Origin of the sequence: Rhizobium sp. NRK18 (assembly GCF_024385575.1) — a bacterium.
In the GTDB taxonomy this organism is placed as follows: domain Bacteria; phylum Pseudomonadota; class Alphaproteobacteria; order Rhizobiales; family Rhizobiaceae; genus JANFMV01.
This window is the reverse complement of record NZ_JANFMV010000001.1, coordinates 1,113,048-1,135,537: the sequence shown is the minus strand read 5'-3', so window position 1 is coordinate 1,135,537 and position 22,490 is coordinate 1,113,048. Positions and strand designations below refer to the sequence as shown.

Sequence of the window (22,490 nt, the reverse complement as noted above, 5' to 3'; positions counted from 1 at the left end):
AAGGCGGATCGCTGCCTTCAGAAACGCTCGCCCGCAAGATGGGCGATCTGCGCGCCCGCCTCGTAATAGACCTCCTTGGCCAGTCGCAGCGCCGGGATCGTCTGCTCCGTCAGCGGCAGCGGAAGGTCCGCCTCGTCGAGAGTTCCGAGAACAAGCTCCGCCAGCGCGCGGCCGAAGACGGTGCCGGGCGCGATACCACGCCCGTTGTAGCCGGAAAAGCCCACAACATTCTCCGCAAACCGGTGGAAGCGCGGCAGGGCATTGTCCGTCATGCCGATCATTCCGAACCATTCGCTTTCGAACTCGACGGGACCAAGGGCCGGAAAAAGCCGTTTGAGCGATCGCTTGGCCCAGGCGACATGGACGGTGCGCCCGGTATTGCGCAACGCGCCGACACTGCCGAAGACCAGGCGGCCCGCCTGATCGAGCCGGAACGAGGAAAGGATTTCCTTCGTATCCCAGGCACCCTGCCTTTCAGGCAGAATGGTCTGCAGAATATCCGGCGGCAGCGGCCGGGTCGCGAGGTTGAAATAGGGCAGATGTACCTGCTCCTGCCGCACGGCTGTCCATGGCCCGGTGCTGTAGGCATCTGTCGCGACGATCACCCAGGGCGCAGTGACGCTTCCGCCTGACGTTCTCACGGTCCACTCCGAACCGGTCCGCGAGCAGGCGGTCACGCGCGACCCGGTGTGGATCGTAGCGCCTGCCGCAAGAGCCGCACGGGCAAGGCCGCGGACATAGGCCAGCGGCTGCAGCGTTCCCGCGCGCTTGTCCAGGAGTGCGCCTGCATAGGCATTGGTTCCGACAAGACGGGCCGTCTCGGCGGCATCGACCAGCGACACCGGCGCTCCTCGCTTGCGCCACTGCCTTTCCCGCTCGGAGATGTCTTGCAGGCCCGCCTCTCCGACGGCGCAATGCAATGTGCCGTTGCACTGCAGTTCGCAGGCGATTCCATGCCGGTCGATGATGTCCATCACGACCTTCGGGCCGGAGCCGAGCATGGTCAGCAATCGCTCGCCCTGCACCTCGCCGAGTTCGCCCGGCAGGTCGTCCGGCATCACCCACATTCCGGCATTGATCAGCCCGACATTGCGGCCGGCACCGCCGAAACCGATCTCGGCGCCCTCGAGTACGATCACGCGCCGTCCGGCCTCCGCCAGATGAAGCGCGGCGGACATGCCGGTGAAGCCGCCGCCGACGATCACCACCTCGGCACGGAAATCGCCGCGAAGCGCGGTGGTTTCCGGAGCAGATGGCGCGGTCTTTTCCCAAAGGCCGTGCGAGCGTGGGTCGTTCAGCATTCCCGCAATCCTTCAGCGCGAGTCGGTGATGATCGCAAGGAGATCGGAGAGCGACCAACCTGTAAAGTGGGGCTGCGCGCCCGTCACGTCACGCGCGAAACCGTCCTGTATTTCGCATCGTCCCAGAGCTGTCCGTCTATGACCTCGCCGATGATTTCGGCAGCCCTGACGACGTCATCCTCATCGAGATAGAGCGGCGTGAAACCGAACCGCATGATGTTCGGCGCGCGGAAATCGCCGATGACGCCGCGATCGATCAGCGCCTGGATCGCCGCATAACCGTGCTCGAAAGCAAAGGACACCTGAGAGCCGCGCAGCGCCGGATCGCGTGGCGAGACAAGCGCAAGCCCCGGACATCTGGCCCCGACTTCGGCGATGAAGCGTTCGGACAAGGTAATGGAGGCTGCCCGGATATCGGCCATGTCGACGCCCTCCCAGGCATCGAGCGCCTGATCTAGGATCGAAAGCTGCACGATCGGCGGCGTGCCGACCCTCAGCCGTTCCGTCGACATGGCCGGCCTGTAGCCGAGTTCCATGGCAAACGGCGCATCATGACCCATCCAGCCGGCCAGCGCCGGTTTGACATTTTCGATGATGTCGGGCCGGGCGTAGATGAAGGCCGGGGCACCCGGGCCGCCATTGAGATACTTGTAGGTGCAGCCGACCGCGAACTCCGCCCCGCAGCCGGAAAGATCGATAGGCACGGCGCCGGCGCTGTGGGCGAGATCCCAGATCATCACCGCGCCCGCCTCATGCGCCTTACGCGTCACGGTATTCATGTCATGCATCCTGCCGGTGCGGTAATCGACCTGGGTCAAAAGCACCGCCGCGACAGTGTCGTCGATCGCGTCGAACACATCCTCCGGAGCGGGCGTGCGCAACTCGTAATTCTTGCCGATCACGTCGATCAGCCCACCCGCCATGTAGAGATCGGTCGGAAAGTTGCCGCTGTCGGAGAGAATGATGCGCCGCTCCGGCCGCATCTTCAACGCCGCGGCAAGCGCCTGGTAAACCTTGATCGAGAGCGTATCTCCGGTGGCGACCGAACCGGCCGGTGCGCCGATCAACGGTGCGATGCGGGAGCCGACGCGCTGCGGCAGCGAAATCCAGTCGGCCGTGTTCCAGGCCTTGATGAGTTCCCTGCCCCACTCCTCGGCGATGACATGGCCGGCGCGCTCGATGACGCCCTTCGGGAGCGGTCCGAGTGAATTCCCGTCGAGATAGATGACGCCTTCGGGCAGATTGAACAGATGCTTGCGGGGAAGTTTGGAGGCCGTCATCTTCAAAGTTCTCCTCGCAATTGCCAGAGTTCGGGAAAGAGCTCGACGCTCAGCATCTTCTGCAGGTAGTTGACCCCGGAGGTCCCGCCCGTCCCGCGCTTGAAGCCGATGACGCGCTCGACCGTGGTCACGTGGTTGAACCGCCAGCGCCGGAAATAGTCTTCCAGATCCACCAGCTTTTCCGCCAGTTCGTAGAGCGACCAGTAGCGGTCGATGTCCTGGTAGACCGTCTTCCACTGCGCCTGGATTTCGGGAACGACGGCATGCGGCGTGCGCAATTGCGGGGCCGGAACGGCATCCTCCGATCCGTCCACCGTGCGAAACAGGAGCCGCACCACCTCATCGTAGAAGCTCGGCCGATCCAGCTCGGCCGAAAGCATGGCGTGAACCTCAGGCACGTGTTCGTGCGGCTTCAGCATGTTGGCGTTGCGGTTGCCGAGAATGTATTCGATCAGGCGATACTGATAGGACTGGAAGCCGGAGGACGGTCCAAGGGCTTCGCGGAACCGCGTATAATCGGCAGGCGTCATCGTTCGCAGCACGTCCCAGGCGCTGTTGAGCTGCTCGAAGATGCGGGCGACGCGGGCCAGCATCTTGAACATAGCGGAAATGTCCTCCCGCTTCAGCGCCTCGCGCGCCGCGCCAAGTTCATGGATGATCAGCTTCATCCAGAGCTCGCTGGTCTGGTGCTGGATGATGAACAGCATCTCGTCATGCGCCTGGCTCAAGGGATGCTGCTGGCCGAGAATGCCGTCGAGATGAAGATAGTCGCCGTAGGACATTGCGTCGGCGAAATTCATCTTCGCGCCCTCGGCACCCGGATTGTAGGGCTGGTTGCTCAAATGAAGCTCCTGAAAAGTGGAAATGCGGAAGCGCACCGGTCATCGGCGGGGATCATTGCCGCTCCTCCAGCGCGTGAACGAGATGATCGAGCCGCCGGATCATGCCATCGACGTCATCGGCATTGAGTCCGCCGAGTATCTCGTCGATCCAGGACTCATGGGTCTGCGCCAGCGTTTCGAATTCCTGCCGGCCACGATCCGTGAACTGGATGATCTGCGTCCGGCGGTCCTGCGGCGGAATGATGCGCAGGACCAGCCCGTCGTCCACGAGCTTGTCGACGATGCCGGTGATGTTTCCGTTCGACACCCGCAAAAGCCGGGAGATGTCCTTCATCTTCAGGCCGTCCGGCGCGCGGGACAGCGCGGACATAACGTCGAAACGCGGCAACGTCGTGCCGAAATCACCCCTCAGCCTCCGCCGTACCTCGTCTTCGACAAGCCGCGTCGACTTGATCAGCCTGAGCCACAGCCGAAGACGATTCTTCGAAAGCTGCCTGAGCGCATCCTGGTCTTCCACATCGGCCATGGCATCCGTCCCCACGTCGGGCCGCACCGGAAAATGGCGCGGCTGTCAGTGGATACCACAGGCCAGCGACGGGCCGCAATATAGTTTAATCATGAAATGTTTATATTGAGCCTATCGTTGCGCCGCGCCGTCGCCGTCAGGCATAGGTCTGAAGACGACTGGCGGCGACGTCCGCCACCACGGAGAGCGCAAGCGACGAGGCGTCGCGGGCAGGTCCGAACATGCCGATCGGCGCCTTGATGCGGGAAAGTGCGTCCTTGTCCCAGCCGCGGGCCGCAAGCCGATCAAGCCGCCTGCGGTGCGTTCGCGCGCTGCCGAGCGCACCGATGTAGAGCGGCTCTGCCCGTAAGGCTGCATCCAGCACATCCAGTTCCTTGTCGATATCGTGGTGCAGGAGTGCGACGGCGGTGAACGGATCGATCAGGCCGGAGAGCCGTTGAACGTCCTCCCCCGGCCGCAGATTGACGACGTCAAACCCGGCAGCCTCCGCGATGCCGCAGACCATGTCGGCCTCGTTGCTCTGCCCCGAGACGACCAGACGGGTCGCCGGCCGGTAGACGGTGGCAAACGCATCGCCCTGCCATCCCGCCCGCACGACCGGATCGTTTGCCACCAGCCTGCCCGCACCCGGGGAGTAGGTGAGCCCCGCCGGCTGCCTCTGGCGGAGACAGGAAAGCACATGCCGGATCGGAGCCGCATCGCGCAACACGTGAATGGCGACGGTGACGCCGCCGCCGCAGGGCAGCACGATGTCGAAGAAGGGCGAGCCTTCGCCAAACATCACCATTCGATCCCGGCCCGCTTCCAGTGCAAGAAGCGCCTCGGAGGCGACGGCAGCCTCGACGCATCCGCCGGAGACATATCCACAGAAGCGACCATCGGCGGCGACAGCGACGTGAGAGCCAAGCGCACGCGCCGCGCCGCCGCGAATGTCGACAAGTGTGGCGATCGCCGCACCGCCGTCTTCACAGGCATCGGCGGCAAAGCCGAGGATTTCGGCCGGATCGTCGGACGCGGTGGATCGCGCCGGCGCCGGCCAGCTTTTGCGATTTGGTGTATCCAGCATTGCATGCTCCAAATGAACTGCACGGGCCGGAGATGCCCGGCACTAGATTCTTTTCATGCGGCAATCGTGCATGTTGCCGCTGGTGGACACCGGCAGGGACGTCTTGCCCTGCCGGCACCAATTGTCTTACGCAGCCGGACGGCTCTCGATCAGGTCCTCGATCCGGATCGGGAAGCGCCGGACCCGTACGCCGGTCGCATGCCAGATCGCATTGGCGATCGCGCCGACCGTCCCGGTGATGCCGATTTCGCCAACGCCCTTCACACCCAGCGGATTGACGAGCGTGTCTTCCTCCGGGATCAGGATCGCGTCGAGCGAAGGAATGTCGGCATTGACCGGCACATGGTACTCGGCGAGATCGGCATTCATGATCCGCCCGGTCCGGTGGTCGAACACGGCCTCTTCGTGAAGCGCGAAGGAAGCGCCCCAGATCATGCCGCCGAAATACTGGCTGCGCACCAGCCGGGGGTTGATGATCCGGCCGGCGGCGAAGGCGCCGACGAGCCGCGTCGCCCGCACCTGACCGAGATCCGGATCGACCTTCACTTCGGCAAAGACCGCCCCGTGCGAATACATGGCGTGCGACGCCGTGACATTCTCGTCACGCCCCGACTTGCCGGTGCCGACGATCGCGACGCCGCCCGCACGGGCAATGATCTCGGCATAGCTCTCGCTGCGGCTCTCGTCGTCACAACGATAAAGCCGCCCACCCCTTGCGACCACGCCGATATTTCCAGCACCGAAGAGTGGTGACGCGGAATCGGCCGTGGCGATTTCCGTCAGCCTGGCAATCGCGTCCTCGCCGGCATTGTGAAGCGCCAGCCCGGCGCTCGCCGTGTGACCCGAGCCGCCCGCAATACCGCCGCTCGGCAAGGTCGAGATGCCCGAATGGAACTCAACCTGATCCATGTCCAGGCCAAGAGCCTCGGCGGCGATCTGTGCCAGCGCCGTCCAGGCGCCCTGCCCCATGTCGATGCCGGAGGTCTCGACCAGAGCCGTTCCGTCAGCCCGTAACGTGGCACGTGCATCCGCCGGGAAGTGCGGACAGTGGAAAACTGCCGTCCCCATGCCCCAGCCGACGAGGAAACCATTCTCGTCGCGCATCTGCCGTGGCTTGAGAGGCCGGTTCGACCAGCCGAAACGCTTGGCGCCTTCGGCATAGCAGGACCGCAGGGCCTTGGACGAGAACGGCCGGCCGGTTCCCGGCTCCGTTTCGGCATAATTGGCCAGGCGGAAGTCGAGCGGGTCCATGCCGCAGGCGTCCGCCGCCTCATCCATCGCGACTTCCAGAGCCGCCGATCCGGATGCTTCTCCGGGTGCACGCATCGGCCCCGGCGTGCCGATGTCGAGCCGGATGCCATCATGCTCCGCCAGAAGCGCCGGACTGGCGTAGAGCGGCAGCGACGCGTTCGACGACGATTCGAGAAAGTCGTCGAAACTGGACGTGGCCGCCAGCGTGTGGTGATGCAGCGCCGTCAGCTTGCCGGCACCGTCGAGGCCGATCCGCATGGTCTGCCAGGTCTGCCCGCGATGCCCGACTGGACCATACATCTGCGCCCGGGTGAGCACGAGCTTGACCGGCCGGGCCAGCATGCGGGCAGCAAGGATGCCGAGAAGCTGCGGCCCGTTGAGGATCGCCTTCGACCCGAAGCCGCCACCGATGAACGGCGAGCGGATCGTCACGTTTTCAGCCGGTATGCTGAAATACGCCCCGTAGGACTCGCAGCTGAGCGCCAGAGCCTGATTGGGCATGTCGAGTGTGACCTTGTCTCCATCCCACTCGGCAACGACCGCATGCGGCTCCATCGCATTGTGATATTGCGGCGGGACCACATATTCGGCTTCGACGATCCGCTCCGCCGCAGCCATGCCGGCTTCGATGTCGCCATATGCCGTGCGAGGCGGCGAGCCGACGCCGATCGCTTCGGGCGCAAAGCGCACGCCATTGTCGAGATGGGTGCGGGCCGCCTCCGCCTCATACTGCGGAGCAAGCAGCGCCGCCCCCTCGGTCGCAGCCTCCAGCGTTTCGGCAACGACGAGAGCGATCGGCTGACCGGCATAACGCACCGAATTGTCCTGCAGCACTTCGGTACGGAAGCCGAAGGGCGGCATTTTCTCGTCCGGATCGTGCGAAAGCGGCGGACGGTTTTCCGGCGTGATCACCTCGACGACACCCGGATGCGCCTTTGCCGCATCAACGCTCAGGGAGATCACGCGGCCCCGCGCGATCGTGCTGGCCGCCATGACTGCGTAGAGCATGCCGGCCGGGTGGTTGTCGGCGGCATAGGTCGCCTTGCCCGTGACCTTGAGGACACCGTCGCGGCGGGTCAGCGGTTGACCGACATTCGAACCGAACCGTGGATTCTTGGAATTTGCTGTATCAGGCGACATGGTTTGCTCCCGTATGTGCGGAGAGGACGGAACCGGGTAGCGCCGGCATTTCGGCCGGCGTTCCCTCCGATGCGAGTGTCAGCGCGCGCACCAGGATGCGGCGCGCCAGTTCGATCTTGAAGGCGTTGTCGCCGGACGGCTTCGCCTCGGCGAGCGCCAGTTCTGCGGCCCTGACGAAGGCTTCGGGCGATGGGGCGACCCCTTGGAGTGCCGCTTCCGCCTCCTTGGCGCGCCAGGGCTTTGCCGCAACCGCGCCGAGCGCAATGCGCGCCTCCGTGATGACCCCGCTCTCGATGGTCAGCAGGGAAGCAGCCGAAACCACCGCGAAGGCATAGGAGGTGCGTTCCCGCAACTTCAGATACCGGGCGTGGCTCGAGAAGGATGAGGCTTCCGCCGGCAGTGTGACCGCAACAATCAGTTCTCCAGGCTGGAGCGCCGTCTGCTGCTCGGGTGCATTGCCCGGCAGAAGGTGCAGCATTTCGAGCGGAATGGTCCGCTGCCCCTCCGGTCCTTCAACCTCGACGACGGCATCCAGAGCGGCCAGCGGCACGCAGAAGTCGGACGGGTGGGTGGCAATGCACTGATCGCTCCAGCCGATGACGGCGTGCAGCCGGTTTTCGCCGTGAAGCGCGTCGCAACCCGAGCCCGGCTCCCTACGGTTACAGGCGCTGCCCTTGTCCTGAAAATAGGCGCAACGCGTCTTCTGCATCAGGTTTCCGCCGACTGTGGCCACATTGCGAAGCTGCGCCGATGCGCCGGAAAGCAGGGCTTCGGCAACAGCCGGGAAGTGCTTGGCGAACCGGTCGTCATAGGCGAGGTCGGAATTGCGGACGAGCGCGCCGATGCGCACGCTGCCGTCGTTACGCCATTCGATCCGGTCGAGCCCGGGCAGCCGGCTGATGTCGACAAGGCGGTCGGGTTGGGTGGCGCCGACCTTCATCAGGTCCAGCATGTTGGTTCCGCCGGCAAGGATTGCCGAACCGGGTTCACCGGCCATGCGGATCGCTTCCGCAACGCTTGCGGGCTTCACATAATCGAAGGGCTTCATGCCGCGTCCCTCCCCTTCTCGTTGACAAGGACCTTCTGGGCTTCGATGACGGCTTCGGTGATGCCCTGATAGGCACCGCACCGACAGAGATTTCCGCTCATCAGTTCACGGACGCGCTCCGGATCGTCGCCCGCCTTTCCCTCGTTGATGAGCCCGACGGCGCTCATGATCTGGCCGGGGGTGCAGTAGCCGCACTGGAAACCGTCACAGGCGATGAAGGCCGCCTGGACCGGATGCAGGTCATCACCATCGGCAAGACCTTCGATTGTGGTGACGTCCGCACCGTCGAGGCTGGCGGCGAGCGTCAGACAGGAATTGATGCGCCGCCCGTCGACAAGGACGGTGCAGGCACCACACTGGCCGCGGTCGCAGCCCTTCTTGGTGCCGACGAGATCCAGTCGCTCGCGCAAAAGGTCGAGCAGCGTGACACGCGGGTCGTCTATCGCAATGTCGCGCGACTGACCATTGATCGTCAGACTGATGGAGAGTGACATGAAGTACTCCATTTCGTAGATTGATTTTTGCGGATCGGGGCCGCCGAGCGGCGACGGAATGTGGCGAAGCAAATGACTTCAGACGTGTAGGCACATCGCCTTCGCCGATCGTCGGTTTCTATCGCGACGCTCTCGGCGTATAATCAATATACGGAGGCATCCTCCGTTTATCAAGCAAAAATGAAACCTGTCTGGAAATATGGAAGCCGAAGCCGAAAAGAAAAGACGCAAACCGCGCGCCGACTCGCTCAAGAACCGTGCGAGGCTGCTGGAAGCTGCGGCGAAAATCTTCAGTGCCGGCGGATCGCAGGCAAGCCTTGAAGCGGTCGCAAGGCAGGCCGGCGTCGGCATCGGCACGCTGTATCGGCACTTCCCGACACGCGAGGACCTTTTCTCCGCGGTCTACCGCCGCGAGGTCGACCAGCTCGGAGATCTCAGCGACGCGTTGTCGAATGAGGCTGATCCGGTCGAGGCCCTGCGGCAGTGGCTGCGCGCCAATGTGCAAATGGTCGCCACCAAGAAGGGCATGATCGAGGCACTGCAGCTCGCGACATTCAAGTCGTCGGAACTCCAGGCCTATTCCAGCAAGCGCATGACCGATGCGATCAGCCGTCTGCTGACGCGCGCGATCGAAGCGGGGAGCATCCGCGACGACGTGCCCCCGGAAGATGTGCTCAGAGCGCTTCTCGGTATCTTCTACTCACAGGGACCGGAAAACTGGCAAACCAATGCCCTGCGTCTGGTCGATGTCTTTGTCGACGGACTGCGCAAGCGCTGACGGCTGAGGACAGCCTCACATCTGCTTTCCTCGGGTTCACGAACAGCGTGCCCTCTGATGAAATCTGGCCGCTCGCTGTGCGAGATGCCCGGTCCCCGCGATCTCAATCGCCAGAAATTTTAAGCTCAAAATAAATTGACGCTCGCCCCTTTTGGAATTGACAGCCATGGGCAGACGCAATTACTTTAATCTTAAAATAATTCCTGACAAACAGGAAGCGCCATCGACGAAAGGGAACGGAAAATGCGCATCGTCTGCATCGGTGGAGGACCGGCCGGTCTCTATTTCGGTCTTCTGATGAAGAAGTTTCATCCGGAACATCACGTCCGCGTCGTCGAGCGCAACCGGCCCTATGACACCTTCGGCTGGGGTGTCGTCTTCTCGGATGCGACCATGCAGTCCATGCGCGTCTGGGATCCCGAAACCGCCGCGGAAATCGAGGACGCGTTCAACCATTGGGACGATATCGAGGTCCTGTTCAAGGGCACCCGCCAGCGCACCACCGGCCACGGCTTCGTCGGCATAGGCCGCAAGAAGCTCCTGAACATCCTGCAGGCCCGCTGCGAGGCACTCGGCGTCGAGCTCGTCTTCGAGACGGAGGTCGACAGCGACCTCGACTTCCCCGACGCCGACCTGATCATCGCAGCCGACGGCCTGAACTCGAAGATCCGCCGCAAATACGAGGCCGAGTTCGAGCCTGACCTCGTCGTCCGCCCGAACCGCTACATCTGGCTCGGCACCGACAAGCTCTACGACGCCTTCACCTTCGACTTCCGCAAGACCGATCACGGCTGGTTCCAGGCGCATATCTACAAGTTCGACGACAAGACCTCGACCTTCATCGTCGAGACGACGGAGGAGGCCTATCAGGCCCATGGCCTCGACAGGCTCGACCAGCAGGGCTCGATCGATTTCTGCGCCGACCTGTTTTCCGAAGTGCTGGACGGCGGCAAGCTGATGACCAATGCGCGTCATGTGCGCGGCTCGGCGTGGCTGAATTTCAGCCGCCTGATCTGCGGCAAGTGGAGCCTCCACAACGGCAAATCGCATGTAGTGCTGATGGGCGACGCCGCCCATACCGCCCATTTTGCCATCGGATCGGGCACCAAGCTTGCAATCGACGATGCAATCGAGCTCACCAATCAATTCCAGAAATTCGGCCACGAGACGGACAAGATCCCGGCCGTGCTGGCGGCTTACGAAGAGATCCGCCGCGTCGACGTCGCCCGCATCCAGAATGCCGCCCGCAACGCCATGGAATGGTTCGAGGTGGTCGGTCGCCGTTATGCCGACACGCTGGAACCCGAGCAGTTCATGTATTCCATGCTGACGCGTTCGCAGCGCATCAGCCACGAGAACCTGCGCCTGCGCGACAAGGACTGGCTGGAAGGCTACGAGCGCTGGTTCGCCCGCAAGCAGGGGCTGAACGTCGAGGAGGGCAAGCGCTGCCTGCCGCCGATGTTCACGCCCTATACAGTGCGCGACATGACGCTCGCCAACCGCATCGTCGTTTCGCCGATGGCGATGTACTCCGCTGACGACGGGCTCATCAACGACTTCCACATGGTCCACCTCGGCAGCCGCGCACTCGGCGGCGCCGGCCTTGTCTTCGCGGAGATGACCTGCGTGTCGCCGGACGCCCGCATCACCCCCGGCTGCCTGGGCCTGTGGAACGACGAGCAGACGGAAGCTTGGAAACGGGTGATCGGCTTCATCCATTCAAACAGCGCGGCGAAGGTCGGCATCCAGATCGGTCATGCGGGCCGCAAAGGCGCCACCAGGCGCGCCTGGGACGGCATCGACCAGCCGCTGGAGGATGGCGGCTGGCCGCTGATTTCAGCCTCCGCCCTGCCCTACCTGAAGAACAGCCAGGTGCCGAAGGCCATGGACCGGGCCGACATGGACCGCGTCAAGACCGACTTCGTCTCCGCCACGAGACGGGCGGCAGAGGCCGGTGCCGACTGGCTGGAGTTCCACGCTGCGCACGGCTACCTGATGTCGAGCTTCCTGTCGCCGCTCACCAACCGGCGTGAGGACGAGTATGGCGGCAGCCACGAGAACCGGGCGCGCTATCCTCTGGAAGTCTTTAGGGCGATCCGCGAGGCCTGGCCGAAGGAAAAGCCGATCTCCGTGCGCCTGTCCTGCAACGACTGGTTCGAGGGCGGCAACACGCCGGAGGATGCGGCAATCTTCGCCGCGATGTTCAAGGATGCCGGCGCCGACTTGATCGACTGCTCGTCCGGACAGGTGTGGAAGGAGGAACAGCCCGTCTATGGCCGTCTCTTCCAGACGCCATTCTCCGACAAGATCCGCAACGAGATCCGCATCCCGACCATTGCCGTCGGCGCGATTTCGGAAGCCGACCACGCCAATTCGATCATCGCCGCCGGCCGCGCCGATCTCTGCGCCGTCGCGAGGCCGCATCTGGCCGATCCGGCCTGGACGCTGCACGAGGCCGCCAGCATCGGCATTTCCTCGATTGCCTGGCCGAAGCAGTACCAGTCCGGCAAGTACCAGTACGAGGCAAACCTCGCCCGAGCCAATGCTGCACCGGCAGCGAAATAGGAGCGGCTGATGACGAACGGAGTACTCACAGGACGCCATGCTCTGGTCACCGGCGCCGGCAGCGGCATCGGCGCCGCCATTGCGCTGCGTCTTATCGCCGACGGTGCTTCCGTAACGCTCGCCGGCCGCCGACGCGCGCCCCTGGAGGAGGTGGCACACAAGGCGGAAAGCGACCGCACCTTCATCGCCGACGGTTTCGATGTGACCGACTCGGCCGCAATTGCTGCAGGCCTCGATGCTGCACGATCCACTTTCGGCCCCGTGTCCATCCTCGTCAATTGCGCGGGCGAAGCACCGAGCGCACCGTTCGAGAAGACGGATGCGGCGATGTGGGCGCACGTCCTCAACGTTGACCTGACGGGCGTCTTCAACGTCACGCAGGCAGCCCTCGCCGACCTTAAGGCGCATGGCCGGGGCGCACGGATCATCAACATCGCCTCGACGGCAGGGCTTGCCGGCTATGCCTACGTCTCGGCCTACTGCGCCGCCAAGCATGGCGTCATCGGCCTGACCCGTGCTCTGGCGCTCGAGCTGGCGAAGAAGGGCGTGACGGTCAATGCGGTCTGCCCCGGCTTCACCGATACGCCGATCATTGCCCGGTCCATCGCTGCCATCGTCGAAAAGACAGGTCGCAGCGAAGAGGACGCATTCAAGGAATTCGTCAAATCCAATCCGCAGGGACGGCTCGTGGAGCCGCAGGAGGTCGCCGATGCCGTTGCGTGGCTGGCCTCTCCCGGCGCATCGTCGATTACCGGCCAATCGATCGCGGTGGCCGGCGGAGAGATCATGGCGGGTTAGCCGCCCTGACTTGCAGCAACGACAACCGGGAGTGTGGAATGGAACTGGAAAAAGGCATTACGGCGAACGGAACCGGCTTCAAGGGCGTGAAGTGGAATATCCTCGGGCAGATCTATTTCCCGAAGGCGCTCTCTGACGACACGTTTGCATTCGAGACGAACAGCGAACCCGGGCAGTTCGTGCCCGTTCACGTTCACCCGACCCAGGACGAGTTCATCCTCGTGCAGGAAGGCGAGTTGGATCTGAAGCTTGACGGGGAATGGACGAAGGCCAGGGCCGGCGATCTGGTCCGCATGCCGCGCGGCGTGCCGCATGGCTATTTCAACAAATCGGACAAGCCCTGCCGCGCCCTGTTCTGGGTGTCGCCGGCGCGCAAGCTGGAAGACCTCTTCCGCAAACTGGACCAGATGACGGACGTCGATGAAATCGTCCGTGTCTCCGGCGAGCATGAGGTGGATTTCCTGCCTCCGTCTGCAAACGAATAACAACAGGATCAGCACCGGCCGCTACAATAATGGCGGCCGGCCCGCCGGGGGAAAGGAGCTCAACATGACGAACGCTATGGCAGGCATGACGCGGCCATTCCGCGACTACAAGGCCGAGCACTTTCTCTGGGAGGTGAGCGAGGATGGGCGGGTCGCGACCCTGACGCTGAACCGGCCGGACAGAAAGAACCCGCTGACCTTCGAAAGCTATGCCGAGTTGCGCGACCTCTTCCGCGACCTCGCTTATGCCTCCGACGTCCGCACCGTCGTGCTGACCGGTGCCGGCGGCAATTTTTCCTCCGGCGGCGACGTGTTCGAGATCATCGAACCGCTGACCGCGATGGCCATGCCCGACCTTGTCGCCTTCACCCGCATGACAGGCGATCTCGTCAAGGCGATGCGCCGGTGCCCGCAGCAGATCATCGCCGCCGTCGACGGCATATGCGCCGGCGCCGGGGCAATCCTGGCGATGGCCTCCGATCTGCGGCTGGCGACACCTGAAGCAAAGACCGCCTTCCTCTTCACCCGCGTCGGGCTTGCCGGCGCCGATATGGGCGCCTGCGGCATGCTTCCGCGCATCATCGGCCAGGGCCGCGCCGCCGAGCTTCTCTATACCGGCCGCTTCATGACCGCCGACGAGGGCGAGCGCTGGGGCTTTTTCAACGCCCTGCACCCGCAGGCCGACCTTCAGACCAAGGCCACAGCGCTGGCGCAGTCGATTGCCGACGGCCCTTGGTTTGCGCATGGGATGACCAAGACGATGCTGAACCAGGAATGGGCGATGGGGATCGAGGAACTGATCGAATCCGAAGCGCAGGCCCAGGCGATCTGCATGGCGACGCAGGACTTCCGCCGGGCTTTCGAGGCCTTCGCCGCAAAGCGCAAACCCACCTTCGAAGGCAACTGAGCGATGCCGCGGATCACGCTCTCCCCTGCCCTTGAACGCGACCACCTGTCGTGGCCGTTCTTCGAGGTGTCGCATGCCGACTGGGCGGCGAAGCTCGACGCCTTCGCGGCGGGTGAAGCGATGGCGCATGTCAACCATGACGATGTCGATGGCGCCTGCCGCGCGCTCGTCCGCTCGCTCGGCGACGCCGGCCTGCTCCATGCCGCCGTCGGCCTTTCGGGCGGAGAGGCAATCGACAGCCGCAAGATCTGCATCGCCCGCGAGACGCTCGCCTTTCACGACGGCCTCGCCGACTTCGCCTTTGCCATGCAGGGGCTCGGCAGCGGCGCCATCAGCCTCAGCGGTTCCGAGACACTGAAACAGGACGTGTTACCCAAGGTCGCCGCCGGCGAATGGATCGCCGCCTTCGCGCTGTCCGAGAAAGATGCCGGCTCCGACGTCGCCGCGATGTCGTGTTCGGCGCGCTGCGACGGTGACGACTATGTGCTCGACGGCGAGAAGACCTGGATTTCGAACGGCGGCATCGCCGATGTCTACACCGTGTTCGCCCGCACCGGCGAAGCGCCGGGAACGCGCGGCATCTCCGCCTTCGTGGTCTTTGCCGACGATCCGGGCTTCTCGATCGCCGAGCGCATCGATGTGATCGCTCCGCATCCGCTGGCGACGATCCGCTTCGACAATTGCCGCATTCCGGCCTCGCGCCGGCTCGGCGCAGCCGGCGAAGGCTTCAAGATCGCCATGCGGACGCTCGACATCTTCCGTGCCTCGGTCGCCGCCGCCGCACTCGGCTTTGCCCGCCGGGCACTCGCCGAAGCGCTCGCCCACAGCCGCGAACGGCCGATGCTCCGCGGCACGCTCGCCGACCTGCAACTGACACAGGCGGCCCTCGGCGACATGGCGACCGCGGTCGACGCGGCGGCGCTGCTGACCTACCGCGCGGCATGGCGCCGTGACGTGCAAAAGCTGCCGACGACGATGGAAGCGGCCATGGCCAAGATGACGGCGACCGAGAACGCCCAGGCCGTCATCGACCGCGCCGTACAGATGTTCGGCGGCCGTGGTGTGCGGAGTGGCGAGATGGTCGAACGGCTCTACCGCGAGATCCGGGCGCTGCGCATCTACGAAGGCGCGACGGAAGTTCAGAAGCTCATCGTTGCGCGCGAACTGATCAAGGCGCATGCCGCCAGAACGACGGCGTGAGGAAGCCCATGTTCCAGACGACGCGCTATCTCAAATTCGGCGATTGCGATCCTTCCGGCATCGCCTACTTCCCGTCCTATCTCGATCACCTCGTCGGCGTGCTGGAAGAATTCTTCGCCACGGCCGGCGTCCCATGGCCGACGCTCATTCAGGAACGGCGGATCGGCGTGCCGACGGTGAAACTCGACCTCACTTTCTCGAAACCCGGCTTTCATGGCGACCGGCTCGACTTCGCGGTGAGGCTGAAGCGGATCGGCACGTCCTCGATGGACCTCGAGCACGAGGTTTCGGCCAATGGCGCCCTTCTGTGGCGCGCGGACCATCGCATCGTCGCCACCTCGCACGACACCCACCGCGCCTGCCCGTGGCCCGACGACATACGCAGCGCCTTCATGCCCTATCTGGAGACACAAGATGCATAAGATCCTCCAACCCGAAGGATGGGCAAAGCCCCTCGGCTATTCGAACGGCATGGAGGCCCGCGGCCGCCAGATCTTCGTCGGCGGCCAGATCGGCTGGAACGGTCAGTGCCAGTTCGAAACCGACGACTTCGTCGGCCAGGTGAGGCAGACCCTGCAGAATGTCGTCGACGTGGTCGCCGCTGCCGGCGGAGAGCCGCACCACATCACCACCATGACCTGGTACTTCGTAGACAAGGCCGAATATCTGGCCGATCCCAAGGGGCTGGGCGAAGCCTATCGCTCCGTCATGGGCCGGCACTTCCCGGCCATGGCCGCCGTGCAGGTGGTCGCCCTCGTGGAGGATCGCGCGAAGATCGAGATCCAGGCCACCGCCGTCATTCCGGATTGACGGGGGACTGATGATGACCGGTGAGCCGCAAGCAACAGAAACGCTTTCCTTTTCCCGAACGATCCATGGCCAGCGCGAAGGGACGACGCTTGTCGTGACGATCGACAACCCCCCGGTCAACGCCACGGGAGCAGAGGTGCGCAACGGGCTGGTCGCCGCCATCAGCCATGCAGGAAGCAATGATGGCGTGACAGCGGTCGTCATAACCGGAGCCGGCAAGACTTTCGTGGGTGGGGCGGATATCCGTGAATTCGGCAAACCGCCCGTCGAGCCGACGCTTCCCGCCGTCGTCGCGGCGATCGAGGCGAGCGACAAGCCGGTCGTGGCAGCCGTCAACGGGGCAGCACTCGGCGGGGGGCTGGAACTGGTCCTTGCCTGCCATGCGCGTATCGCCGCCTCTTCCGCGTCCATGGGGCTTCCTGAGGTCAATCTCGGCCTCGTTCCCGGCGCCGGCGGCACCCAGCGCCTGCCCCGTCTCGTCGGCATGGAAGCCGCTCTCGACATGATTGCCGGCGGCAAGCCGGTCAAGGAAGCAAGGGCGCTTGAAACGGGGCTGATCGACAGGATCGCCACCAACGACCTGATTGGTGAAGCCGTCGCGCTCGCCGGCGAACTGTCGGGCAAGACTCCGCGCCGGACGGGCGCCCTGACCGTCGCTAAATGGGACGAGGCGGTTTTCGACGCGATGGCGACCCGCTTCATCAAGAGGTCTCGCGGTCAGACCGCTCCCGGTGAAGCGATCCGGCTTGTGCGGCTGGCGGCGAAGACCAACCTCGAAGACGGGCTTGCGGCCGAGCGCGAGACATTTATCCACCTGCGCGACGGCACGGAGTCGGCAGCGCTGCGACATATCTTCTTTGCCGAGCGTGCCGTCGGCAAGCCGGCCGACCTTTCCGGCGTCGAACCCTATCCATTGTCGGTGATCGGTATCGCCGGCACCGGCCTGATGGGCTGCGGCATCGCGGTCGCAACGCTTGCTGCGGGCTTCACAGTTGTTGCACTTGACCAGACCGAAGAAGCCGCGAACGCGGGCCTGCAGCGCGTTCGCGGCATGATCGAGCAGTCTGTCACTTCCGGACGCCTGAGCCGGAACGCCGCCGACGACCAGCTTTCCCGCCTGACGGCAACCGCCGACGCCACGGCGCTGGCGAACGCCGACCTCGTCATCGAGGCGGTGTTCGACGATCTCGACGTCAAGACGCAGCTCTTCCGCACCCTCGACGGTATCGTTCGCCCGGATGCCGTTCTCGCCACCAATACCAGCTATCTCGATCCGGACCGGATCGCAGCGGCGACCGCGCATCCGGAGCGTGTCGCGGGCCTGCACTTCTTCTCGCCCGCCAACATCATGCGGCTCGTGGAGGTGGTCCGTTGCGCCAGGGCGGCGCCGCGCACGATGGCCACACTTCTCGCCTTCGCGCGGAAACTGAAGAAGATCCCAGTCGTCACCGGCGTCTGCGAGGGCTTCATCGGCAACCGCATCTTCTCCGCCTACCGCACGGAAACCGAGCGACTGCTCGAAGAAGGCGCGCTGCCGCAGGATATCGACCGGGCGGCAGAGGATTTCGGCTTCGCCATGGGACCCTTCGCCGTCTTCGACATGGCGGGCCTCGAGATCGCCTGGGCAAGGCGCACACGGCAGGCGGCAAGCCGCGACCCATCGCTCCCCTATTGCGAACTGTCCGACAGACTGTGCGAAGCCGGACGTTTCGGTCGCAAGGCTGGACGCGGCTGGTATCGATACGAGGACGGTAAGCGTCTGGTCGATCCCGACATCGACCGGATGATCGCCGACTATCGCGTCGAAAAGGGCTTTTCCGCGCGCCACATTCCGGACGCCGAAATCGTCGAAAGACTGCTCGATGCCATGGTCCGCGAAGGCCAGGCACTGATCGAAGAAGGCATTGCCGCCGGCCCGGACGACATCGACGTGGTGATGGTCCACGGCTATGGTTTTCCGGCCCGCCATGGCGGGCCGATGTTTGCCGCCGGCATCCGGAATGCATAATCGCACCGCCCGCCAAAGCCGATCTTTCCACCGCGATTTCGTGCCGGAAGGCTATGACAATTCCCGGAGCTGCTTTAGAGTTCAAATAGTTTGCCGGGCAGCGCTTTGCGCATTCGGCAATAACTCATTCATACCCACGGGAACGTTTCAGCCTTGAGCAAAGCAGTCGATCTGGAAGTCGTCGTCGAGGACACGCATGAAGGCAAGGACGAGCTGAGGCTCTGGCTGAAGCTGCTGGCCACGACGAAGCTGATTTCTCAGGAGATACGTCGGCGGCTGCGCAGCGAATTCGGCGCCACGCTGCCGCAATTCGACCTTCTCGCGCAGCTCTACCGCGAGCCGGCGGGCCTGCGTCTCGGCGAGCTTTCCAAGCGCACCATGGTCACCAACGGCAACATCACCGGGCTGGTCGAACGGCTTGAAGCGGATGGGCTGGTGATCCGCGAGACGCCCGGCGGCGACCGCCGTGTCACCGTTGCGCGCCTGACGGAAATGGGCCGCACCTCCTTTGCCGAAATGGCAGAGGCGCATGAAGGCTGGATCCGCGACATGATGGCGGATGTCGATCCGGGCACGATCAATCGCATGCTGTCGCATACGGACCTGCTCCGCCAGTCCGCGCGCACCCACCTCTCCGGTCCAGAAGACGAATAGGCTCAGATACCGAGATAGCGATCCTTGATCGTGCCGTCGATCTCGCCGGGTCGGCCCGTCCAGACGGAGCGGCCGTTTTCAAGGATCACGCAGCGGTCGGCGACCGGCAGAAGCTCGGACAGCGTCTTGTCGACCAGCAGGATCGACAGCCCGTCGGCCTTCAATGCCTTGATCGCCCGCCAGATGTCGTCGCGGATCACCGGCGCCAGACCTTCCGTCGCCTCGTCGAGAATGAGCAGCGTCGGATTGGTCATCAGCGCCCGGCCGATGGCGAGCATCTGCTGTTCGCCGCCCGAGAGCGTCCGCGACAGCTGATGGCGGCGCTCGGCGAGCCTCGGAAAGAGCTCGTTGACCCGCTCCAGCGTCCAGCGTCCCGGCCTTGCGGCGGCCACGAGGTTTTCGTGCACCGTGAGCGTGCTGAAACAGCGCCGGCCTTCCGGCACGAGGCCGATGCCGCGGCGGGCGACGCGAAAGGCCGGCTGACGGCTCGTCGACTTTCCGGCAAAGGAAATCTCTCCACGTCGGGGCGGCGACAGGTTGCAGATCGAGCGGATGGTGGTGCTCTTGCCCATGCCGTTACGACCCATCAGCGCCATCACCTCGCCTTCGCCGATACCAAGGCTGACGCCGAACAGCGCCTGGCTCGCGCCGTAGAAGGTTTCGATGTTCTTGACCTCGAGCAGCATCAGGCGTGTTCTCCGAGATAGGCGGCGCGCACGGTCGGGTCGCGGCGGATCTCGTCGACGCTGCCGGTGGCGACGATCTTGCCGTAGACCAGCACCGAAATGCGGTCGGCGAGCGCGAAGACGGCGTCCATGTCATGCTCCACCAAGAGGATCGGCGTCTCCTCGCGCAGCTTGTCGAGAAAGCCGGTGAGCGCCTTGGAGCCTTCCGGTCCCATGCCAGCCATCGGCTCGTCGAGCAGGAAGGCCTTTGAGCCAAGCGCGAGCGCGATTCCGATTTCCAGCTGACGGCGCTCGCCATGCGAGAGTTCGGAGGCCGGCAGCCTTGCCCGTTCCGCCAGCCCGACCCGTTCGAGAATGGCCATCGCTGGCTCGGTCAGCGATGCATCGCCCATTACCGGCCGGAAAAACCGGAAACTCGAACCCTGCCGCGCCTGAACCGCCAGCATGACATTCCTGAGCGCCGAGAATTCGGGCGCGATCGAGGAAATCTGGAAGGTGCGGCCCAGCCCCTTGCGGGCACGTGCCGCCGGTCCGAGCCGGGTGATGTCCTCGCCCTCGAGCCGGATCGTCCCACGGTCGGGCTGCAGCGTGCCGCAGATCTGGTGGATCAGCGTGGATTTTCCCGCGCCATTCGGGCCGATCAGCGCGTGGATCTCGCCGCGGCGGAGATCGAGGCTGACGTCGCCGGTCGCCTGCAGCGCGCCGAAGGTCTTCACAAGGTTGCGGATCTCGAGAACGGGCTCAGCCATGACGCGCCCTTCCTGCCAGGAGGCCGATCGCGCCGCCTCTGGCAAAGAGAACGGTGGCGAGCAGGATGAGACCGAGGAAGAACTGCCAGCGCTCGGTGACCTCGCCGAGGTAGTATTCGATCAGCACGTAGAGCGCCGCGCCGGCGACCGGGCCGAACAGCCGGCCGGTGCCGCCGAGGATGATCAGCACGATGAGTTCGCCCGACATTTGCCAGGCGAGCATGGACGGGCTGACGAAACGGTTGAGATCGGCAAACAGCGCACCGGCGATCGCCGTCAGCATGGCGGAGATGACGAAGGCGACGAGCTTGACCGGAAACGGCGAGATGCCGACCGCCGACGCCCGGACTTCGTTCTGCCGGGAGACTTCGAGCGCGCTGCCGAAACGCGAGCGGCGGAGCACGAAGAAGACCAGCAGCCCCAACATCAGAAGGACATAGGTGATCAGGAAGAAGCTCATAGGCTTCATCGTGTTGACGCCAGGAAAGCCGTTGCGCACCAGGATCGACAGCCCGTCCTCGCCGCCATAGGCCGGCCAGGAGACCGCGAAATAATAGACCATCTGGGCGAAGGCGAGCGTGATCATGATGAAGTAGACGCCGCTGGTGCGCAGGCTGATCGCGCCGACGGCAAGCCCCATCACGCCGGCCATCACGGCCGCGACGATCCAGATGACCGGCATGAGGGTGGTGCCGGGTATGCCGAACAGCATCGGCTCTCCGGAAAAGGAATGGCTCGCCAGAATGCCGGCTGCATACCCGCCGATGCCGAAGAACATGGCGTGGCCGAAGGAGACCATGCCGCCAAGGCCGAGCGCGAGATTGAGGCCGACGGCGGCAAGGCCAAGGATCGCGATGCGCGTCGCCAATGTGATGTAGAAGATTTGCCCGCTCGCCTGTGCGGCGAAGGCAGCACCCAGGAGCCCGAGCGCAATGGCGGCGTTGACGAGGGTTTCGCGTGTGATCATGTCGCCTGTTCCCGTCTATGCCGCAAACAGGCCGCGTGGCCTGAAGGCAAGAATGAAGGCCATCATGATGTAGATCAGCATCGATGAGATCGCCCCGCCGACCGAACCGGCGGCCGAAGGCGACAGGACGAGCAGCAGCGCCTGCGGCAGCAGGAAGCGTCCCAGCGTATCGACTACACCGACTAGCAGCGCGCCGATGAACGCCCCCTTGATGGACCCGATGCCGCCGATGACGATGACGACGAAGGCGAGGATCAGCACCGGCTCGCCCATGCCGACCTGCACCGACTGCAACGCACCGACCATGGCGCCGGCCAGACCGGCGAGAGCCGCGCCGAGGGCGAAGACGACGGTGTAGAGCGTCTGGATATCGATACCGAGCGCGCCGATCATCTCGCGGTCGTTTTCTCCGGCGCGGATCTGGATGCCGAGCCGGGTGCGGCCGATCAGCATGGCAAGGCCAAGCGCCACCAGCCCACCGACAAGGATGACCGCCAGACGGTAGACAGGATAATGCACGTCTCCCGGAAGGGCGACGGCACCCTGCAGGATCGGCGGAATGTTGAGGTAAAGCGGAAACGAGCCGAAGATCCAGCGCGTGCCTTCCGAAAAGATCAGGATGAGGGCGAAAGTCGCCAGAACCTGATCGAGGTGGTCGCGCGCATAGAGCCTGCGCACGACCAGGATTTCGACGAGGGCTCCCGCTGCCGCCGCGGCAACGAGGCTGGCCGCGAGGCCGAGCCAGAAGGAACCGGTCGCGGCTGCCACCGCGGCACAGGCGAAGGCACCGACCATGTAGAGGGAGCCATGAGCCAGATTGATGAGGCCCATGACGCCGAAGATGAGGGTCAGTCCCGCAGCCATCAGAAACAGCATGACGCCGAACTGAAGGCCGTTGAGCAATTGCTCGATCGCCAATGCCACGGTCACGATCC

The 22,490-nt window shown here is 64.4% G+C and carries 22 protein-coding genes; 10 read left to right on the top strand and 12 right to left on the bottom strand.

Annotated features, from left to right (window positions below; all coding sequences use genetic code 11):
- Positions 1 to 17: 17 nt before the first annotated feature.
- The 8 genes from NN662_RS05185 to NN662_RS05150 form a co-directional block, all read right to left on the bottom strand.
- Positions 18 to 1,301 carry an NAD(P)/FAD-dependent oxidoreductase gene (locus tag NN662_RS05185; RefSeq protein ID WP_261929240.1) on the bottom strand — a complete coding sequence of 428 codons (1,284 nt, stop codon included), beginning with the start codon at positions 1,299 to 1,301 and terminating at the stop codon, positions 18 to 20.
- Between the two features lie 83 nt (positions 1,302 to 1,384).
- A complete protein-coding gene (gene kynU, locus NN662_RS05180; protein ID WP_261929239.1) occupies positions 1,385 to 2,581 on the bottom strand; it encodes a kynureninase in 1,197 nt (398 codons plus the stop codon).
- Between the two features lie 2 nt (positions 2,582 to 2,583).
- Positions 2,584 to 3,423: a tryptophan 2,3-dioxygenase gene (gene kynA / locus NN662_RS05175; protein ID WP_261929238.1), complete on the bottom strand. Its 840-nt coding sequence runs from the start codon at positions 3,421 to 3,423 to the stop codon at positions 2,584 to 2,586.
- A gap of 52 nt (positions 3,424 to 3,475) precedes the next feature.
- On the bottom strand, positions 3,476 to 3,949 hold the full coding sequence (locus NN662_RS05170; RefSeq protein ID WP_261929237.1) for a MarR family winged helix-turn-helix transcriptional regulator: 474 nt from the start codon (positions 3,947 to 3,949) through the stop codon (positions 3,476 to 3,478).
- Positions 3,950 to 4,085: 136 nt separating this feature from the next.
- A complete protein-coding gene (locus tag NN662_RS05165; protein ID WP_261929236.1) occupies positions 4,086 to 5,015 on the bottom strand; it encodes an XdhC family protein in 930 nt (309 codons plus the stop codon).
- 126 nt (positions 5,016 to 5,141) lie between these two features.
- The gene (locus tag NN662_RS05160) at positions 5,142 to 7,406 is read right to left on the bottom strand and encodes a xanthine dehydrogenase family protein molybdopterin-binding subunit (protein WP_261929235.1); all 2,265 of its coding nucleotides are present in this window, start codon (positions 7,404 to 7,406) and stop codon (positions 5,142 to 5,144) included.
- Positions 7,396 to 8,454 carry an FAD binding domain-containing protein gene (locus NN662_RS05155; RefSeq protein ID WP_261929234.1) on the bottom strand — a complete coding sequence of 353 codons (1,059 nt, stop codon included), beginning with the start codon at positions 8,452 to 8,454 and terminating at the stop codon, positions 7,396 to 7,398. Before NN662_RS05155 ends, NN662_RS05160 begins: the two co-directional genes overlap by 11 nt.
- Positions 8,451 to 8,948 carry a (2Fe-2S)-binding protein gene (locus NN662_RS05150; protein ID WP_261929233.1) on the bottom strand — a complete coding sequence of 166 codons (498 nt, stop codon included), beginning with the start codon at positions 8,946 to 8,948 and terminating at the stop codon, positions 8,451 to 8,453. The genes NN662_RS05155 and NN662_RS05150 overlap by 4 nt, the downstream gene beginning before the upstream one ends.
- Positions 8,949 to 9,147: 199 nt before the next feature.
- Here NN662_RS05150 and NN662_RS05145 point away from each other — a divergent pair, with 199 nt between their 5' ends.
- The 10 genes from NN662_RS05145 to NN662_RS05100 all read left to right on the top strand — a co-directional run bounded on the left by NN662_RS05145 (position 9,148) and on the right by NN662_RS05100 (position 19,153).
- A complete protein-coding gene (locus tag NN662_RS05145; RefSeq protein WP_261929232.1) occupies positions 9,148 to 9,726 on the top strand; it encodes a TetR/AcrR family transcriptional regulator in 579 nt (192 codons plus the stop codon).
- Between the two features lie 243 nt (positions 9,727 to 9,969).
- Positions 9,970 to 12,291: a bifunctional salicylyl-CoA 5-hydroxylase/oxidoreductase gene (locus tag NN662_RS05140; protein ID WP_261929231.1), complete on the top strand. Its 2,322-nt coding sequence runs from the start codon at positions 9,970 to 9,972 to the stop codon at positions 12,289 to 12,291.
- 9 nt (positions 12,292 to 12,300) lie between these two features.
- Positions 12,301 to 13,089, top strand: coding sequence for an SDR family NAD(P)-dependent oxidoreductase (locus NN662_RS05135; RefSeq protein WP_261929230.1), 789 nt, complete (start codon positions 12,301 to 12,303; stop codon positions 13,087 to 13,089).
- Between the two features lie 38 nt (positions 13,090 to 13,127).
- A complete protein-coding gene (locus NN662_RS05130) occupies positions 13,128 to 13,574 on the top strand; it encodes a cupin domain-containing protein (protein WP_261929229.1) in 447 nt (148 codons plus the stop codon).
- A 64-nt stretch (positions 13,575 to 13,638) separates the two neighbouring features.
- Positions 13,639 to 14,481: an enoyl-CoA hydratase family protein gene (locus NN662_RS05125; RefSeq protein ID WP_261929228.1), complete on the top strand. Its 843-nt coding sequence runs from the start codon at positions 13,639 to 13,641 to the stop codon at positions 14,479 to 14,481.
- A gap of 3 nt (positions 14,482 to 14,484) precedes the next feature.
- Positions 14,485 to 15,681, top strand: coding sequence for an acyl-CoA dehydrogenase family protein (locus tag NN662_RS05120; protein ID WP_261929227.1), 1,197 nt, complete (start codon positions 14,485 to 14,487; stop codon positions 15,679 to 15,681).
- An 8-nt stretch (positions 15,682 to 15,689) separates the two neighbouring features.
- Positions 15,690 to 16,103 (top strand): acyl-CoA thioesterase, encoded by a 414-nt coding sequence (locus NN662_RS05115; RefSeq protein ID WP_261929226.1) that lies wholly within the window; start codon positions 15,690 to 15,692, stop codon positions 16,101 to 16,103.
- Complete coding sequence (locus NN662_RS05110) at positions 16,096 to 16,491, top strand: RidA family protein (RefSeq protein ID WP_261929225.1); 396 nt, start codon at positions 16,096 to 16,098, stop codon at positions 16,489 to 16,491. The genes NN662_RS05115 and NN662_RS05110 overlap by 8 nt, the downstream gene beginning before the upstream one ends.
- A gap of 10 nt (positions 16,492 to 16,501) precedes the next feature.
- Complete coding sequence (locus NN662_RS05105; protein WP_261929224.1) at positions 16,502 to 18,499, top strand: 3-hydroxyacyl-CoA dehydrogenase NAD-binding domain-containing protein; 1,998 nt, start codon at positions 16,502 to 16,504, stop codon at positions 18,497 to 18,499.
- Between the two features lie 153 nt (positions 18,500 to 18,652).
- Positions 18,653 to 19,153, top strand: coding sequence for a MarR family winged helix-turn-helix transcriptional regulator (locus NN662_RS05100; RefSeq protein ID WP_261929223.1), 501 nt, complete (start codon positions 18,653 to 18,655; stop codon positions 19,151 to 19,153).
- Between the two features lie 2 nt (positions 19,154 to 19,155).
- Here NN662_RS05100 and NN662_RS05095 read toward each other — a convergent pair whose 3' ends face one another.
- From NN662_RS05095 to NN662_RS05080, 4 genes are read right to left on the bottom strand one after another with little or no spacing between them, the layout of a single operon-like run.
- Positions 19,156 to 19,842, bottom strand: a complete 687-nt coding sequence (locus NN662_RS05095) for an ABC transporter ATP-binding protein (protein ID WP_261931864.1) — start codon at positions 19,840 to 19,842, stop codon at positions 19,156 to 19,158.
- Positions 19,839 to 20,588: an ABC transporter ATP-binding protein gene (locus NN662_RS05090; protein ID WP_261929222.1), complete on the bottom strand. Its 750-nt coding sequence runs from the start codon at positions 20,586 to 20,588 to the stop codon at positions 19,839 to 19,841. Before NN662_RS05090 ends, NN662_RS05095 begins: the two co-directional genes overlap by 4 nt.
- Positions 20,581 to 21,552: a branched-chain amino acid ABC transporter permease gene (locus NN662_RS05085; RefSeq protein ID WP_410010961.1), complete on the bottom strand. Its 972-nt coding sequence runs from the start codon at positions 21,550 to 21,552 to the stop codon at positions 20,581 to 20,583. Before NN662_RS05085 ends, NN662_RS05090 begins: the two co-directional genes overlap by 8 nt.
- Before the next feature lie 18 nt (positions 21,553 to 21,570).
- On the bottom strand, positions 21,571 to 22,485 hold the full coding sequence (locus NN662_RS05080; protein WP_261929220.1) for a branched-chain amino acid ABC transporter permease: 915 nt from the start codon (positions 22,483 to 22,485) through the stop codon (positions 21,571 to 21,573).
- Positions 22,486 to 22,490: the final 5 nt, after the last annotated feature.

Excerpts from the sequence above, each read along its gene's own strand:
- NN662_RS05185 (WP_261929240.1), bottom strand. The coding sequence starts at position 1,301 with ATGCTGAACGACCCACGCTCGCACGGCCTTTGGGAAAAGACCGCGCCA.
- kynU (WP_261929239.1), bottom strand. The coding sequence starts at position 2,581 with ATGACGGCCTCCAAACTTCCCCGCAAGCATCTGTTCAATCTGCCCGAA.
- NN662_RS05170 (WP_261929237.1), bottom strand. The coding sequence starts at position 3,949 with ATGGCCGATGTGGAAGACCAGGATGCGCTCAGGCAGCTTTCGAAGAAT.
- NN662_RS05165 (WP_261929236.1), bottom strand. The coding sequence starts at position 5,015 with ATGCTGGATACACCAAATCGCAAAAGCTGGCCGGCGCCGGCGCGATCC.
- NN662_RS05160 (WP_261929235.1), bottom strand. The coding sequence starts at position 7,406 with ATGTCGCCTGATACAGCAAATTCCAAGAATCCACGGTTCGGTTCGAAT.
- NN662_RS05155 (WP_261929234.1), bottom strand. The coding sequence starts at position 8,454 with ATGAAGCCCTTCGATTATGTGAAGCCCGCAAGCGTTGCGGAAGCGATC.
- NN662_RS05150 (WP_261929233.1), bottom strand. The coding sequence starts at position 8,948 with ATGTCACTCTCCATCAGTCTGACGATCAATGGTCAGTCGCGCGACATT.
- NN662_RS05145 (WP_261929232.1), top strand. The coding sequence starts at position 9,148 with ATGGAAGCCGAAGCCGAAAAGAAAAGACGCAAACCGCGCGCCGACTCG.
- NN662_RS05140 (WP_261929231.1), top strand. The coding sequence starts at position 9,970 with ATGCGCATCGTCTGCATCGGTGGAGGACCGGCCGGTCTCTATTTCGGT.
- NN662_RS05135 (WP_261929230.1), top strand. The coding sequence starts at position 12,301 with ATGACGAACGGAGTACTCACAGGACGCCATGCTCTGGTCACCGGCGCC.
- NN662_RS05130 (WP_261929229.1), top strand. The coding sequence starts at position 13,128 with ATGGAACTGGAAAAAGGCATTACGGCGAACGGAACCGGCTTCAAGGGC.
- NN662_RS05125 (WP_261929228.1), top strand. The coding sequence starts at position 13,639 with ATGACGAACGCTATGGCAGGCATGACGCGGCCATTCCGCGACTACAAG.
- NN662_RS05120 (WP_261929227.1), top strand. The coding sequence starts at position 14,485 with ATGCCGCGGATCACGCTCTCCCCTGCCCTTGAACGCGACCACCTGTCG.
- NN662_RS05115 (WP_261929226.1), top strand. The coding sequence starts at position 15,690 with ATGTTCCAGACGACGCGCTATCTCAAATTCGGCGATTGCGATCCTTCC.
- NN662_RS05110 (WP_261929225.1), top strand. The coding sequence starts at position 16,096 with ATGCATAAGATCCTCCAACCCGAAGGATGGGCAAAGCCCCTCGGCTAT.
- NN662_RS05105 (WP_261929224.1), top strand. The coding sequence starts at position 16,502 with ATGATGACCGGTGAGCCGCAAGCAACAGAAACGCTTTCCTTTTCCCGA.
- NN662_RS05090 (WP_261929222.1), bottom strand. The coding sequence starts at position 20,588 with ATGGCTGAGCCCGTTCTCGAGATCCGCAACCTTGTGAAGACCTTCGGC.